The organism is Actinomadura formosensis, from assembly GCF_050948385.1.
GTDB lineage: Bacteria > Actinomycetota > Actinomycetes > Streptosporangiales > Streptosporangiaceae > Spirillospora > Spirillospora formosensis.
The window spans coordinates 4,205,998-4,219,954 of the sequence record NZ_CP192011.1; the positions used below are offsets into that span (position 1 = coordinate 4,205,998).

The 13,957-nt window shown below is 69.7% G+C and carries 15 protein-coding genes and 1 pseudogene; 9 read left to right on the top strand and 7 right to left on the bottom strand.

Annotated elements, in window-relative coordinates; genetic code table 11:
- Nucleotides 1-48: 48 nt before the first annotated feature.
- The 3 genes from ACQP1N_RS20230 to ACQP1N_RS20240 all read left to right on the top strand — a co-directional run bounded on the left by ACQP1N_RS20230 (nucleotide 49) and on the right by ACQP1N_RS20240 (nucleotide 3,093).
- On the top strand, nucleotides 49-996 hold the full coding sequence (locus tag ACQP1N_RS20230; protein WP_433225939.1) for an RNA ligase family protein: 948 nt from the start codon (nucleotides 49-51) through the stop codon (nucleotides 994-996).
- Nucleotides 997-1,248: 252 nt separating this feature from the next.
- Nucleotides 1,249-2,460: an aromatic ring-hydroxylating oxygenase subunit alpha gene (locus ACQP1N_RS20235; RefSeq protein ID WP_433225941.1), complete on the top strand. Its 1,212-nt coding sequence runs from the start codon at nucleotides 1,249-1,251 to the stop codon at nucleotides 2,458-2,460.
- Between the two features lie 36 nt (nucleotides 2,461-2,496).
- A complete protein-coding gene (locus ACQP1N_RS20240; RefSeq protein ID WP_433225943.1) occupies nucleotides 2,497-3,093 on the top strand; it encodes a TetR/AcrR family transcriptional regulator in 597 nt (198 codons plus the stop codon).
- Nucleotides 3,094-3,240: 147 nt separating this feature from the next.
- Here the strand turns inward: ACQP1N_RS20240 and ACQP1N_RS20245 are convergent, their stop codons facing one another.
- The 3 genes from ACQP1N_RS20245 to ACQP1N_RS20255 form a co-directional block, all read right to left on the bottom strand.
- A complete protein-coding gene (locus ACQP1N_RS20245; protein ID WP_165488330.1) occupies nucleotides 3,241-4,359 on the bottom strand; it encodes an agmatine deiminase family protein in 1,119 nt (372 codons plus the stop codon).
- 132 nt (nucleotides 4,360-4,491) lie between these two features.
- Nucleotides 4,492-6,012 (bottom strand): DUF5990 family protein, encoded by a 1,521-nt coding sequence (locus ACQP1N_RS20250; protein WP_433225946.1) that lies wholly within the window; start codon nucleotides 6,010-6,012, stop codon nucleotides 4,492-4,494.
- Between the two features lie 137 nt (nucleotides 6,013-6,149).
- Nucleotides 6,150-6,536, bottom strand: a complete 387-nt coding sequence (locus ACQP1N_RS20255) for a hypothetical protein (protein ID WP_131732422.1) — start codon at nucleotides 6,534-6,536, stop codon at nucleotides 6,150-6,152.
- Nucleotides 6,537-6,563: 27 nt separating this feature from the next.
- Between ACQP1N_RS20255 and ACQP1N_RS20260 the strand changes: the two genes are divergently transcribed.
- The gene (locus tag ACQP1N_RS20260) at nucleotides 6,564-6,884 is read left to right on the top strand and encodes a helix-turn-helix domain-containing protein (RefSeq protein WP_433225949.1); all 321 of its coding nucleotides are present in this window, start codon (nucleotides 6,564-6,566) and stop codon (nucleotides 6,882-6,884) included.
- Nucleotides 6,881-7,099, top strand: coding sequence for a helix-turn-helix domain-containing protein (locus tag ACQP1N_RS20265; RefSeq protein WP_433225951.1), 219 nt, complete (start codon nucleotides 6,881-6,883; stop codon nucleotides 7,097-7,099). Before ACQP1N_RS20260 ends, ACQP1N_RS20265 begins: the two co-directional genes overlap by 4 nt.
- Nucleotides 7,100-7,133: 34 nt before the next feature.
- Here the strand turns inward: ACQP1N_RS20265 and ACQP1N_RS20270 are convergent, their stop codons facing one another.
- Nucleotides 7,134-7,442 carry a hypothetical protein gene (locus tag ACQP1N_RS20270; protein WP_433225953.1) on the bottom strand — a complete coding sequence of 103 codons (309 nt, stop codon included), beginning with the start codon at nucleotides 7,440-7,442 and terminating at the stop codon, nucleotides 7,134-7,136.
- Between the two features lie 565 nt (nucleotides 7,443-8,007).
- Between ACQP1N_RS20270 and ACQP1N_RS20275 the strand changes: the two genes are divergently transcribed.
- Nucleotides 8,008-8,628 carry a CHAP domain-containing protein gene (locus ACQP1N_RS20275; RefSeq protein WP_067793876.1) on the top strand — a complete coding sequence of 207 codons (621 nt, stop codon included), beginning with the start codon at nucleotides 8,008-8,010 and terminating at the stop codon, nucleotides 8,626-8,628.
- Nucleotides 8,629-9,074: 446 nt separating this feature from the next.
- Here ACQP1N_RS20275 and ACQP1N_RS20280 read toward each other — a convergent pair.
- From ACQP1N_RS20280 to ACQP1N_RS20290, 3 genes and pseudogenes are all read right to left on the bottom strand, one after another.
- A pseudogene (locus tag ACQP1N_RS20280) lies at nucleotides 9,075-9,490 on the bottom strand (transposase); the annotation flags it as partial.
- Between the two features lie 5 nt (nucleotides 9,491-9,495).
- Complete coding sequence (locus ACQP1N_RS20285; RefSeq protein ID WP_067793877.1) at nucleotides 9,496-10,116, bottom strand: MBL fold metallo-hydrolase; 621 nt, start codon at nucleotides 10,114-10,116, stop codon at nucleotides 9,496-9,498.
- Nucleotides 10,110-10,547, bottom strand: coding sequence for an ester cyclase (locus tag ACQP1N_RS20290; RefSeq protein WP_131732421.1), 438 nt, complete (start codon nucleotides 10,545-10,547; stop codon nucleotides 10,110-10,112). The genes ACQP1N_RS20285 and ACQP1N_RS20290 overlap by 7 nt, the downstream gene beginning before the upstream one ends.
- 147 nt (nucleotides 10,548-10,694) lie before the next feature.
- On the opposite strand from ACQP1N_RS20290, the gene ACQP1N_RS20295 reads away from it, so the two are divergent.
- The 3 genes from ACQP1N_RS20295 to ACQP1N_RS20305 all read left to right on the top strand — a co-directional run bounded on the left by ACQP1N_RS20295 (nucleotide 10,695) and on the right by ACQP1N_RS20305 (nucleotide 13,352).
- The gene (locus ACQP1N_RS20295) at nucleotides 10,695-11,267 is read left to right on the top strand and encodes an Lrp/AsnC family transcriptional regulator (protein WP_433225957.1); all 573 of its coding nucleotides are present in this window, start codon (nucleotides 10,695-10,697) and stop codon (nucleotides 11,265-11,267) included.
- 194 nt (nucleotides 11,268-11,461) lie between these two features.
- A complete protein-coding gene (locus ACQP1N_RS20300) occupies nucleotides 11,462-12,514 on the top strand; it encodes an RNA polymerase subunit sigma-70 (protein WP_067793879.1) in 1,053 nt (350 codons plus the stop codon).
- A gap of 34 nt (nucleotides 12,515-12,548) precedes the next feature.
- Nucleotides 12,549-13,352: an SDR family NAD(P)-dependent oxidoreductase gene (locus ACQP1N_RS20305; protein WP_067793880.1), complete on the top strand. Its 804-nt coding sequence runs from the start codon at nucleotides 12,549-12,551 to the stop codon at nucleotides 13,350-13,352.
- Nucleotides 13,353-13,957 lie beyond the last annotated feature (605 nt).

The following is a 13,957-nucleotide window of genomic DNA, read 5'->3' on the forward strand; positions in this document are numbered from 1 at the left end:
TCCCGGCCGGGCGGCAGGGAGGTTCGGGCGCGGAACGGGGGTCAGGGCGTGTGGTATCCGAAGATCCCGCAGCGGTTCGGCGCCGGGCCGTTGCCCGGCGGGAACTGGGTGGCCGAGGAGAAGGTGCACGGCGCCCATCTCGCTTTGGTCAGCGACGGCCGGACGGCGCGGGCCGCCGGGCGGCGCGGGCTGCTGGACGAGGATCGGCTTGAGACCTTCTTCGGGGTGGCGCGGCTGTGGCCGGTACTGGCGACGGCGGCGGCAGCGGCGCGGGCGGCCGGGCAGGACGTGGTCTTGTACGGGGAACTGGCCGGCGGAGGCTATCCGCACCCGCGGGTACCGCCGGTCGAGGGCGTCGGCCCGGTGCAGACCGGCGTGTGGTACAGCCCTGACCTGGTATGGCTGGCGTTCGACGGCGCGGTCAGCACATCGTCGGGACCGCGCTGGATGAGCCGCGCAGAACTGGCCGAACTGGTGAGCGGTGTGGGCTTGGAGTGCGTGCCGCTGGTGGGGCAGGGCCGGCGGCAGAAGCTGGGAGAGTTGCCGGTCGACTTCCCGACGCTGGTGCCCGATGCGCTGGGCCTTCCCGAACTGCCCGATAACCGCGCCGAGGGCTACGTCCTCAAGCCCGCCGGATCCTGGGATACGAGCGAACTGGGACCGCGGCCGGTACTGAAGGTCAAGCATCCCGACTTTGCCGAGGACGCCCGCTACAACGGCGCCCGGCCGTTCGTGCCGCCGCCCGGCGGAGCGGCGGGAGTGCCGGCCTGGCTGCTGGCGGCCGCGGTGGAGCGGCTCACCCCGCCGCGAGTGGACGCGGCCCGCAGCAAGCTCGGCCCGGCCGCCGACACCGCCGCGTTGGCCGCCGAGGTGGTGGCCGACCTGCTCGCCGACCTCGATGACGACCTGGGCGGCCTGCCCGAGCCCGACTGCCGGCGCCTGGCCGCCGCGCTCACGCCGGCAGCCCGCACACTGTCCACATTTCAAAACCGCTGAACCAGCCGCACCTGGCCGGCGCCCCAACCCACCGCGACGGAAACAGGTTCTGGGCCACTTGAGCTAGGCAGTGTTTAGAAAGTGGTGCTGGCCAGGGCTTGTAGCCAGATGTTGATGGCGGCGACCTGGATGGTACCTAGATCCACCTGGCGCCCGCTCGCCCCGGCCGGCGTGGGTCGACCCTTGCAAAATAACTGAGTGACTGTACAGTTATTTTGCGTTCATCCGTGGCCGCTATGAGAGGGGATGCCGATGAGCGATCGGCGCAGCAGCGACAAGGCCGGCCTCGACGCGCTGCTGAGGGACGTCCGCGACACCGCGGACCTCCCCCTGGAGGAGAGCCGGACGCTGCCGGGCGCGGCGTACACCTCGCCCGGCCTCTACGACCTGGAGATGGAGCGGATCCTCCGGCGAGAGTGGATCTGCGTGGCACGCGTGGACCAGGTCCCCGAGCCGGGCGACTACCTGGCCGTGGACGTGCTCGGCGAGGCGCTGGTCATCACCCGCGACGAGGCCGGTGAACTGCACGCGCTGTCACGGGTCTGCAGGCACCGGTTCATGGACGTGCTGCCGCACGAGCAAGCGCCCCGGCAGGGGAATCTGCCCAGATTGACCTGCCCGTACCACACCTGGACGTACCGGCTGGACGGCCGGTACGCCGGGCAGTTGTCCGGTGCGCCGTTGATGCACAAGGTGGACTTCGACCGCTCGGCGTGCCGCCTTCCCGCGTTCGCGCTGGAGGTCTGGAACGGCTTCATCATGATCAACTTCGATCCCGGCGCGGCGGCACTCGCCCCCCGCCTGGCCGGTCTCACCGAGCGGCTGCGCGCGTACGGGCTTTCCGAATGGCTCACGGCGGAAGCCCTGACCTGGACCGGTGTGGAGGCGAACTGGAAGGTCGCCGTCGAGAACGGTTCGGAGAGCTACCACCACATCGGAACGCACTCCGCCAGCCTGCAGCCCATGCTGCCGGGACAGGCGACACAGGTGGACGACTGTGACGGAGCCTGGTTCTCGATGTTCAACCCCGTGGGCAAGCAAGCCTCCGCGGGCGAGGAGGACGGGCACGACGTGGCCCCCACCCTGTTCCCGCCCGTGCCGGGTCTGAGCGCCGCGCAGCGATCGGGCCTGCTCATCGTCGGCGTCTTCCCGCTGTTCGTGCTGACCGTCATGCCCGACCACGCCGCGTGGTTCAGATGGCTGCCGACGGGCCCGACGACCCACGACACCCAGATCGCGATCCTCGTCCCGCCGGAGGTGCGGCGGGCTCCCGCCTACGAGGAGATCCTGGAGGTCTACCGCGGCGTCTATCATCAGGTGCAGACGGAGGACCTCGTGATGATCCGCGGGGTCCAGCGCGGTCTCGGCTCGGCCACCTCGGGCACCGGGCGGTTCTCGCACCTGGAGCGTCCCATCTGGCAGTTCCACCGGTATCTGGCCCAGGGGCTGGTACCGGCGGAGTGACCGGCCAGGCGGATCAGTGTCATCGGGAGTCCTCACATGCCTCGCGTCGCCGACCACGATGAACGCCGCCGCCAGATGGCCGACGCGGTGCGGCGCATCGTCGCGGTGGAGGGCATGGAAGGGGTGACGTTCGCCCGCGCGGCCGAGAAGGCCGGCGTGTCGGTGGGGCTCGTCGGATACTACTTCTCCGGCAAGGACGAGCTGCTGCTGTTCACCTTCCAGCAGGTCTGCGAACGGACGCGCGAACGTGTCACGCGAACGCTGAACCGTGACGGCACCGTCCGCCACCTGCTGCGGCGGTGCCTCCTGGAATTTTTGCCCCTCGACACCGAACGCACCACGGAACTGCGCGTCTACCTCGCGTTCTGCGGGCGCGCCGTGGACAATCCCCGGCTGCGGGCCGTCCAGGTCGCCGTGCACGACGAAGTGCGCGCCCACTTGGCCGAGGCGATCGAGGCCGCCCGGCAGAGCGGCGAGATCGGCGAAGACGCCGACCCGGCGGCGGAGGCGGCCGCGCTCTGGGCCTTCGTCGACGGGCTGGCCATGCATGCCTACGCCGGTCCCGGGAGCCTCCCGCCGGACGCCGCCGTCGCCGCACTCCACGGGTATCTGGCGCGTCTTTTCCCGGCCTGATCTCAGGCACCGCCGGATGCGTCGAGGCTGGGCCCGTCCTCGACGCGTCCAGGACGGCGCCATGCCCCTGGGACCTGCGCAGCCGAGGTGCCGGGCCGCCTCCGGCGCCGGGCGCGAGGTGACACGGGTCGCGGCCGGGCAGAGGCTTCAGGCTCGTTCGGGCATCTGCTGGGTCGAGCAGTGGATCCCGCCTCCGCCTTCACCGAGGGTGTCAACGGCCACCTGGACGACCCTGCGGTCCGGGTACAGGTCACGCACGATGGAGAGGGCGTCGGCGTCGGCCTTCCGATCTCCGAAGCGCGGCATGACGACTGCACCGTTGATCACGTAGTAGTTGACGTAGCCGGCCAGGAACTCCTCGCCGCGGCGGCCGATGGCGGCCGGCTCCGGCAGCTCCACGATCTCCAGGCGCTTCCCCCGCGCGTCGACGGCCTTGCTCAGGACGTCGTGGGCCTGGTCGTAGACACCGGCCCATGGGGCGTCCTCGGCCGGAGTGCTCATGACCACGACGCCGGGTTCGGTGAACCGCGCCAGAGCGTCGATGTGGCAGTCGGTGATGTCGTGGCCCTTGATGCCGTTCACCCACAGCACCGTTGTGGCTCCGCAGAGATCCTTCAGCGCGTCCTCGATGTCCTCACGTGACTTGCCCGGGTTGCGGTTGGCGTTGACCAGCGAGCTTTCGGTCGCCATCAGGGTGCCCTGGCCGTCGGCTTCGATGGCGCCGCCCTCGCCGACGATCGGCGCCTGGATCCGCTCGACGCGCTCGTCGGCGAGGATCTCGCGGGCGACCCGGCCGTCCCGGTCGTGGATCTGCTTGCCACCCCAGCCGTTGAAATTGAGATCGATCCCGGCGATACGGCCGGGGCCGCCCAGGACGAAACTCGGGCCGGTGTCCCGGATCCACAGGTCGTTCACCGGGATCGGCGCGACTTCCACCCCCGAACCGCACGCCCGCCGGGCCGCCTTCACGTCCCGCCGATCGGCCAGAAGCACCACCGGCTCGAACTCGGCTATCACCCGGGCGATCCGCGCGATGTCCTCCCGGACCCCGGCGATATACGGCCCCCAGATCCGCCGGGTGGGCCACGACATGTAGGTCAGCCGGTGCGGATACGACTCAGCGGGCATACGCCACCCGCCCGGGGCGGCCGCCGCCGGGGCGGCCCCCTTTCCGCTCGGGCGGCCGTCCTGTCCCAAGGCGCAAGCACCGAGCGTCGCGCCGGCGGCGGTGAGCACCGCCGCCCGCAACGCCTGACGGCGTGACATGTTCACAAGCACTCCTGGCTGAGAAGCCGGTCAATACGACGATCAGGACGGAGTCCGGAAGCACGGAGCCCCCGCACCCGAGCCGGCGCGGCGCCCGCCTGAACCCTCGGCGATCCGCCCGCGCGGTGGCCGCTATCCGGTGGGGCCCGCGGACCAGTCGACCAGGGGCGGCCGGACCGTGGAGCACAGCGGCCCGCCGCCGGAGTCGGTGAGCCCGAGCCGGGCGATGAGGCGCCCGTAGCGCCGGGCGGCTTCGAGGGTGGTGGAGTCGATGGCGTCCAGCATCAGCTTCGCCCGGCGGAACATGGCGAAGGCACCGGTGTCGTCCACCACGCCCCAGCAGAGGTAGATGAACCGGCCCCCTGGCGTGCCCTGGATGTAGGGGCCCCTGATGTCGATGCCCGCCCGGGCAGGGACCGCCGTGGCCTCCAGGGTCCAGACGGCCGTGGCCGCGTCGCCGGGGTGCGGATCCAGCGGTTCGTCGCGGCGCCTGCCCCGCTGGACGCCGACATGGACGTTGCGGTGCTCCGGCATGTCCCGGAACGGCCCGCAGTCGCGGCCGGGAAGGTCCCGCGCCTCGATGCGGATCTGGATGCCGGCCGGTTCCCCGCGCGGCGGGCGACGGCTGCCGCGTCCGGTCACCGGCCGCAGGACGGCGGCGGCTTCGGCGTGCGCCGGGCTGCGGACGGGCCCGTTCGGTGGCTCGCATGCCTCCAGGGCGGTGCGCCGGTGCACGGGGTCGCGCAGGTCGGGGTCGGCGCCGTGACCGAGAAGCCGCCGGACGGCGTCGGCCCTGCCGTTGCCCGCCGCGGTGTGCAGGGGCAGCCGTCCCCATTCGGCGTCCGGTTCGTTGACCGGGGTTCCGGCGGCGACGAGCCGGTCGATGACGTCCAGCCGCTGGTGGTCGGCGGCGAACGCCAGCGCGCGCAGCCGGCTCTGCGGGGTGCACCGGGCGAGCGGCCAGCCGCCGATGTCTCCGGCGGCGGCGGCGGTTTCCAGGCTGTCGACACGAGCCCCCGCGGCTACCAGGACGTCCAGTACCCCGGTCATCCCGAACACCGCCGCGTGAACGAGCGCCGTGGCGCCGGGGACGCCTCCCGAGTCGGGGGCGGAAACGGCCTCAAGGTCGGCGCCGGCCGCGATCAGCACGGCGGCGACTTCGGCGTCGCCGTAGCTGGCGGCGGTGATCAGCGGCGTTTCCCGGTCGCCGGGACGCCCGTCGACCGGGGCGCCCGCCTCGATCAGGGCCCTCGCGACCGCGCCGGTGCCGGGCAGGTGGTGGGGCAGGCCGAGCCGGTCGCGGTTGAACCGCATCATCGTGACGTAGCCGAGCGGCTCTTCGTGAGCCTGGTCGGACCAGCGTTCGAGGTTCCTGGTGGCCATTTCCGGGTGTTCGGCCAGCAGCTTCGCCAGGCGGGACAGATCCCGGTTGTTGAGAATGTCCCGGCGTTCGACCTCCAGCTTCAGCTTCGTCCAGCCGGCGAACCCGTATTCGCGGGCGAGCGCGAGCTGGGCGGAGGAAAGGGCGGTCCGGTCCGAGACCGAGCGGATCCGCGCCCTCGCTTCGGGGTCGCCCTGCCGGGCGGCGCGCAGCAGATCCTTGGCCTGGTGGCGGAGCTGGTCCAGATCGGGACGGGCGGGCAGGTCGCGCATGACGTCTCCCTCGTCACCCCGTGGTCCGCGGTCGGGGCCGGAAGAGATCGTCGTCATCGCGGCCTTGCGTGGAGAATCGGAGGTGGACTCTGTCCTGCCCGCGGACCCGGTGGCACCCTCCTGCGCCTGGCCCCAGGCTATATGAAGCGGCGCTCGTTGACCGCGTCCTCCGCAAAGGCGTCGACGCATGCCTCCATGGTCTTATCGAGCAGGTGGCGCAGATGACTGCGGTGCAGCTCAAGCGTTTGCGCGCGCAGTCGCGCCGCCGAGCCGTCGTGATCAGGCATCTTGTCCACTCCTTCTTCTTTTCCTCTGTGGTGAACTTTCTCCGGCTGGATCTTTATGATCACCCGTACGTCGCCGGGCTGGCGGAAGGGGAACGAGTCGACGCCGAGGTAGCGCTTGGCGAGCGCGTCGATGCCCTCCTCGGCGCCGTCGCGGGTCATCTCGACGACCTTGCCCTGGATGAGCAGGCTCTCGTAGGGATTACTGAGCTTGAAAGCGTGATGTCGTGGGGCTGACAAGCCACTGCCCCTGCAGTACCCAAGGTCATGAGGTATCCGCAAGGTGGTGGGCTGACCGCGGAGCGACGGGCGTTTGGTGAACAGCTGCGACTGCGGGCGGCCGAGGACTTCGCCCGCGAGGTGAGCGATCAGAAGATCGCCAAGCAGTTGCGCGTCAGTGTGCGGTCGGTGCAACGCCGGCATCGGGCGTGGGACGAGGGAGGCGCCGAAGCGCTGCGCTCGAAGGGGCCGGCCCCACTGCCGATGCTGACCGGCGAGCAGTTCGCGGTGCTGGAGGCCGAGCCGGCCCGGGGGCCGGCCGAACACGGCTGGCCGGATCAAAGACGTTGTCACGGATCAAGACGGTGATCGGGCGGCGGTTCCACCTCGTATACACCGTTCAAGGTGTTGCCGCACTGCTCAGGCGGCATGGGTGGAGCCGGCAGGTCCCTGCACGCCGTGCGGTGGAGCGGGACGATCAGGCGGTGACCGGCCGGCTGATGGAGACCTGGCCACAGGTGGAAGAACCGTGGCGGCGCCCGGTGCCCGGCTCGTCTTCGAAGACGAGGCCGGGTTCTCGATGACGCCGCCCACGGCACGTACCTGGGCGCCGCGTGGTCATACTCCGGTGGCGCGGGTTCGGGGGCGCTCGGCCCGCCGGGTCTCCATTGCTGCGTTGGCCTGCCGGCCAACACGATCTTTATCGATCCCGAGCACTTGATCACCACGGTGCGGCGAGGTCTGCGCCGTATCCAGTACCGCAGCCATCTGATCGACGGCTGCCTCACCGAGACCGGCCTGACTCTGTCTCGGGCTGCACCATCGTGACGACATCACGCCTTCAAACTCAGTAACCGCTGAAGAACGCCTCGATTGCCGCAAACTGGAAAGCATCTTTTCTGGATCGGTTTCGCTGAGATCACGCATTCGGTCCCGGCCTGTGCGTTACCCGAAGTCACCAGCGGGGCTTTGGATGAGGTCGACCTGGAGTTCCTCAAGGTGAGCGCGGAGCTGGTGCCGACGACGAACACGAGTGCCCGTTTCGTAAGTGTCCGTTTGTGATCATCTACAACGGTCGTGTCGGCATAAGCACGTAGCTTCCTTCCCTGCGATTACGTGATTTCCACGATAGTGCGCGGAATCGCTTACTTCTTTACTTGAGTCGTCTTGCTCCCCATATCACGGAGAGTGATATGAATAGTCATGGCCGGCTCGAAAAGATCCTCTTTGCGATCTTCGCCTCTTAGTGACTCTGCTCTGTTTCACCTGGCCACATCCCTGCCGAACGAATTCGGCGACCGTGCCATGGAACCCGGCGACCTCCCGCAATCGAGGTCGCCAGGACCGACACCCCCACCCGACGGATCTGCCGGTCGACGTCCACGCTGAGCACACCACCGCCACGATCACCCCTCAAGAATGGGAGGCCCCCAAAGACTCCGGCGCCACAAGAAGACTGAATCGACGCACCATCGAAGAAAAGGAGAAAGAGATGAGCACCCGTAAGGGCCGACTCGCGGCGCTGGCTTTAGCCGCGCCGCTGAGCGTCTCCGTGCTGGGCGCGCAGGCCGAAGGCGCAAATGCCGCCGTCAAACCGGCCGCCGCGAGTGCGGGCGTTACTGCAAACCAGCCCGCGCCGACGTCAGCGCCCCGGAAGGACCCGCCGATCGGGCCGTACCTCAGCCGCGCGATCAAGATCGCCAAAAGTCAGGTCGGCTACAAGGAGTACAGGAAGGGCGGGAGAACCAACTGCACCAAGTACGGCCGCTGGTACGGAAAGAACTGCACCGAGTGGTGCGACATCTTCGTGTCCTGGGTCTACCACAAGGCCGAGATAGGGTCCAGCGCCGGCGGCAAGCATAGCTACGTTCCTTCCCACGCCGCCTGGTTCCGACGCCACCACAGGTTCACGCACACCCCCGACGAGGGCAGCATCATCTTCTACGACCAGAACGGTCACGACGGCGAAGACCACATCGGCATCGTCACCAAGGTCAGTAGGAAGTACGTCTGGACGGTCGACGGCAACTACAGGGACGCCGTGCGAACGCGCAAGCTCAGGCGAAACAGCCGCGTCATCTACGGTTACGGCTTGGTCAGGTGGTGGCCCTGACCAAGGGCCCAATAACCGCACTCGCCTTCAGCCCGGCGGCGGCCGTGCTGCCCTGCTGATCCGTTGCGGCGGCCGCGCCGAGCTCGCCGCGACGAAATCCTCGCCGCCCCGGACTCCCCCTGGAGTCCGGGGCTCGGCGTACCTGGGCAGACCCCGGCCGGCGGTTATCGTCCCGGTATGGGTGAGGTGATCGACCCGGCCCACGGCGAGGTCGCGGCGGTGGAGACCACCGCGCACATCGTGGAGGCCCTGCGCGCCCCCGGCCAGTACCAGGCCCCCCGCGAGACTGAGACAACCGGGCACGCTCGGCCCCATCGTGGGCGCCATGACCCGACCGCCGTCCACCCGACCGCTGACCCTCCGCACGCCCGGTGCCGAGCTGGCGCGCCTTACCCGCACGCTCGTGTCACAGTGAACCGCCCTGGGGGCTGATGCCCCTATGGATGTCAAGCCGCCATTGGTGCTGTGGCGCTCGGTGAGCGGGTGATGAGCTGGTGGATCTCCCGGGCGACGTAGCGTTTGAGGCACCTGATGGCTTCACTCCGGGTTTTGCCCTCGGCGGTGCGTCGTTGGACGTAGTCACGGGTGCGTTGGTCCCGGCGCAGGCGGGACAGGACGATGGTGTGCAGGGCGCAGTTGGCTTGGCGGTCGCCGCCGCGGTTGAGGCGGTGCCGTTGTGTCCTGCCGGAGGATGCCTCGATGGGGCTGACGCCGCACAGCGCGGCGAAGGAGGCCCGGGTGCCTGGCCGCTCTGGTTGTCGCCGGCGGCGATGAGCAGCGCTGCGGCGGTGTCGGGGCCGACGCCATAGGTGCCGAGCAGCAGGCCCGCGACCGGGTAACCGCCAGAGTCCACAACGGTGCCCGTGATCACCGGACCGGCCGCGCCGCGACGATGTCACCGGAGAAGAGCGCGTCCCGCTCGGCGTCGAGGAGCGCGATGCTCCCAGGCGTGTGACCTGGCAAGTGCAGCACTTCCAGCCGCCGGCCGCCCAGGTCGATCACGTCTCCTTCGCCCAGCCCGATGGCCGGGGCCGGACGGGTCGCGAACCGCCGGACGTCGAATTCCGCGGCCGGCACCGCGTCGAGCAGCAACGGCGGGAGCGGCATGCCCGCCGCGGCCATATAGGCGCGGAACTCGTCCGGATAGTCGGCACCGACCAGCGACGCCCGTTCCGGCCGGGCGCACGCGTCCACCTCGGCGGCATGCGCGGCCCGGTCGGAGAACTCGTGCAGCCCGCCGATGTGATCGAGATGGGCGTGCGAGACGACGACGAGCGGTTCCCGTTCGAAGAGATCCGGGAACGCGGCGCGCAGCGAGACGATCCCCAGCCCGGTGTCGAAGAGCAGATCGCGGGCGCTGCCGCGCATGTGCCAGATGTTGCCGCGCAGCAGCTCGTGCACGTGGGGCTCGCTGATCAGGGTGAGGCCATCGCCGAAGTCCCGGCGGTCGAACCACGATTCGGTGACGGGCAGCGCCGCATTCACCACGGCCGTCCGTCCTTGGGGAGAGCGCCGAGCTCCCGGGCGACGTTCAGGCTGTCGTTGCCCCACCAGATCCTCGTGACCTGGTCTTCCGCGACCTGATAAAGGTCGTGGGCCGTCCAGCGAACGCGCCGCCCGTGCGCGGACAGCCCGAGGTAGGGCGCGGCGAAGGTCGCGGTGAACTCACCGCGGACCGCAGCGCGCTCGCCGCCGGCGATCACGTCGTGGACGACGAAGTGCGCGTCCGGGAACGACGCGGCGATGGGCACGAGGATCCGGTCGACGACCGCGTCGCGACCGCGCAGCGTCGTGCCCGGCGTCATCCAGTCGTCCATGACCACGTCGGCGCTGAGCAGGTTGATCATTTCCTCGGGATCGTCCGCGGTGACGAACGCGCGGACCACCGCCTCGGTCGCCCCGGACGTCTGCACGGTCATCTTCACTCCCACGCTCGGTGAACAAGCTCTTGGACTGATTACGTCAATGCATCCGACCCCAGGTCAACAGAATGATCACGGGAAGCGCTGTCAGTGGACGTTAATAGTTCTTCAGCCCATCCGGGGCGACGAATACAGTCTCGCCGAATGACTACTTTTCGTAGGGAGACTCCGAGCCTGGACGCCACCGACGAGGCGATCATCGCGATGCTGCACGAGGACGGCAGGCGCCCCTACGGCGAGATCGCGCGGGCGGTCGGCCTGTCGGAGGCGGCGACGCGCAAGCGCGTGAACCGTCTCCGAGACGCCGGCGTCCTGCGGATCGTGGCGCTGGTGCATCCGCTCAGCCTGGGTCGGCGGGTGGTGGCGATGCTCGCCATCGACGTCGACGGGCGGAGCCGTGAGGTCGCGCAGCACCTCGGCAGGCTGGCCCCGGTCGAGTACATCGTCATCACCGCGGGCTCGCACGACATCCTCGCCGAGGTGATCGCGGCCGACATGCCGCAACTGCTGATGCTGATCGACGAGCATGTGCGCACCATTCCGGGTGTGCGCGGCGTCGAGGTCTTCGTCTGCTTCAGCATCGAGAAACTCGTCTTCAACTGGGGCAGGCGAGGACCGCAGCCGAGCGCGGCGCCCGACCCGTCCGCACGGGTGGAGCTGGAGCCGAAGAGCGAGTTGGGCGGTGCGGGTTCGCCCGGTGAAGGCGTCGCCAGATGACGGTGAGGTGAGCGAAGCGCGCTGACCCGGGGAGGTGCTGGCGCGTTGGAGGTCGGCGGGCTCAGTGGCGAGGCGTCGATGTCGCCTTCAGACCACCACCTGACCATAAGTGACGAACTAATTACAGTGTGCGCGATAAGAGAGGCGTCCTTTCGGAGTCATATAGGGCAGAGCACCGACACGGAGGGACGATCGTGGACGAACGCGCGCAGACCCAGACCGTCGCCCGCGCCAAGGCGGGCGACGAGAGGGCGTTCGCCGAACTGGTCGAACGCCACCAGCGGGAACTGCACGTTCACTGCTACCGAATGCTGGGCTCCTTCGATGAAGCCCAGGACCTGGTTCAGGAGACGTTCCTCCGCGCATGGCGGAGCCGTGAAGGATTCCGAGGCGGAAGCCAATTCCGTGCCTGGCTCTACAGAATCGCGACCAACGCCTGCCTTGATTTCCTGTCACGGCATCCACGGCCGCGCTTGGCGGCGTCGTCCCAGAACCAGACGTCGAAGAATCAGGAGAGCGCGCCTTTGCCGCCTGCAGCTGTGCCGTGGTTGCAGCCGTATCCGGACCAACTGCTGGAAGAGATCCCGTCAGGCCAGGCCGAGCCGGACGCGGTGTTCCTTGCCAAGGAGACCATCGAGCTGGCGTTCCTCGCAGCCGTCCAGTACCTGACGCCCCGCCAGCGGGCGATGCTGATCCTGCGGGACGTCCTGGGCTGGTCGGCGAAGGAAACCGCAGCACTGCTGGGAGCGAGCGTCGCATCCGTCAACAGCGGGCTCCAGCGCGCCCGCCTGACCATGCGGACGCACCTGCCGCCGCGCCGGCTGGACTGGACACCGTCACCCGACACCGGAGACCAGGAGCGGGCCGTCGCCCGGCGGTACATGGACGCTCTGCAACGGGCCGACGACGCTGCCGTCGCGCTGGTGTTGCGCGAAGACGCCAAGGTCGGCCACCAGGGCGGATCCGGCGGGCACAGGGGCACCGAACCGGTCTGGTACGAGGGGCGCGAGGCGATCGTCCAGGCGTGGGCGCCCATCCTGCACGGTCCCGACGCCCAGGACCTGCGCCTCGTTCCCACCCGAGCGAACCTGCAGCCGGCCGTCGCCACCTACGTCAGCGCGCCTGGTATGTCCGACTTCCGCGCCTTTGCCCTGGCCGTCCTGGACGTCGAGGACGGCCTCGTCGCCGAGGTCACGGTCTTCGACTCCCAAGTCTTCGCGGCCTTCGGGCTGCCCGACGCCCTGTGACCGTTCGCACCAACCCACCCATCAGGAGGATCCAATGCTGCTCAACGGCAAGAACGCCATCGTCTACGGCGGCGGCGGAGCGATCGGCGGAGCCGTCGCCCGCGCGTTCGCCCACCACGGCGCGACGGTCCATCTGGCCGGACGCACCCAGGCCAAACTGGACGCGGTCGCCGCGCAGATCGCCGCCGAGGGCTCGACCGCCCACACCGAGCAGGTCGACGCGCTCGACGAGCAGGCGGTCGAGCGGCACATCGCCCGGGCGGCCGACCGCACCGGCCCCGTCGACATTTGCGTCAACACCGTCGGGATCGACGTCGGCGACCAGGGCATGCCGCTGGTGAGCATGTCGGTGCCGGAGTTCCTCGACCCGGTCACGGCCTACCTGCGGACCAACTTCGTGACCGCCGGGGCCGCGGCTCGCCACATGCTCGACGCGCGGGAGGGGGTGATCCTGTCGGTGTCGCCGCCAATGGCCCGCGTGCCGGTCGCGCTGTCCGGCCCGTTCGGGATGGCGGGCGCGGCGAGCGAGGCCATGTGCAGGCAGTTGGCGATGGAGCTCGGGCCGTCCGGTATCCGCGTCGTGGGCCTGCGGCTCAACGGCATTCCGGAGACCGCAGAGCGCCTCGGCTCCCACACTCGGGGCATGTGGGAACGCGCCGCCGAGCGGCTCGGCGTGCCGTTCCAACAGCTCCTGGACGAAGTCGGAGCGGGCGGCCCACTGCCCGGTCCGCTGACGGTGCGGCAGGTGGCCGACGCCGCCGCCTTCCTGGCGTCCGACCTGGCCAAGGGCCTGACCGGCACCATCGCCAATCTGACCGCGGGCGCCGTCGTCGACTAGGGCCGCCCGTCCGCCCGGGGTATCCGACCGGTCGAATACCAAAAAACGCGCGCGTGCGCGAGGCCGGCGAAGCCCTGTTCCCGGCCGAACCCGGGGCCTTTCCTGGCCGGATTGCGTCACCACACCTCAACCCGCCCGGCAGAGGGGTATGCACGCCAGGATCGGCCCCTTCGCCCGCGCCGCGATGCCCGCCCCGCTGCTGGGATACCTCGGCCACCAAGACGGCAGCACGGTCATCGTCCTCAGCCAGGACCTGACACGCCGCCATCTCACCCGCGCAGCCCGGCTCCTGCGGGCACTGACGTCAGACGCCCCCGGCGAAGACGACCACCTCGTCTGCAGCGGCGACACAGCAACCCCGGACACAGGGATCCGGACACAGGGACATGAGAACCCGCCCCCACCGCCGGTCCGGACCTCCCTCGCCCCGGGCCGGGGTTATCGTCCGGTAGGGGGCGGGCCCAGTAAGCCCCGCAAGGGGCAACGGCAGGTCTGTATGACGGTGGGGGCGTGGGCGGTCTTCGGCGGCCGGGTCGGGCGGCGCCCCGTCATCGGTGACGACAAGCCTGCCGCTCCTGGCACGCCGCCAGCGTGGGGAGTCCATC

Bases quoted from the DNA above. Each gene is read 5' to 3' on its own strand.
- ACQP1N_RS20235 (WP_433225941.1), top strand. From the start codon at position 1,249: ATGAGCGATCGGCGCAGCAGCGACAAGGCCGGCCTCGACGCGCTGCTG.
- ACQP1N_RS20240 (WP_433225943.1), top strand. From the start codon at position 2,497: ATGCCTCGCGTCGCCGACCACGATGAACGCCGCCGCCAGATGGCCGAC.
- ACQP1N_RS20245 (WP_165488330.1), bottom strand. From the start codon at position 4,359: ATGTCACGCCGTCAGGCGTTGCGGGCGGCGGTGCTCACCGCCGCCGGC.
- ACQP1N_RS20250 (WP_433225946.1), bottom strand. From the start codon at position 6,012: ATGCGCGACCTGCCCGCCCGTCCCGATCTGGACCAGCTCCGCCACCAG.
- ACQP1N_RS20260 (WP_433225949.1), top strand. From the start codon at position 6,564: ATGAGGTATCCGCAAGGTGGTGGGCTGACCGCGGAGCGACGGGCGTTT.
- ACQP1N_RS20270 (WP_433225953.1), bottom strand. From the start codon at position 7,442: ATGCGTGATCTCAGCGAAACCGATCCAGAAAAGATGCTTTCCAGTTTG.
- ACQP1N_RS20275 (WP_067793876.1), top strand. From the start codon at position 8,008: ATGAGCACCCGTAAGGGCCGACTCGCGGCGCTGGCTTTAGCCGCGCCG.
- ACQP1N_RS20290 (WP_131732421.1), bottom strand. From the start codon at position 10,547: ATGACCGTGCAGACGTCCGGGGCGACCGAGGCGGTGGTCCGCGCGTTC.
- ACQP1N_RS20295 (WP_433225957.1), top strand. From the start codon at position 10,695: ATGACTACTTTTCGTAGGGAGACTCCGAGCCTGGACGCCACCGACGAG.
- ACQP1N_RS20305 (WP_067793880.1), top strand. From the start codon at position 12,549: ATGCTGCTCAACGGCAAGAACGCCATCGTCTACGGCGGCGGCGGAGCG.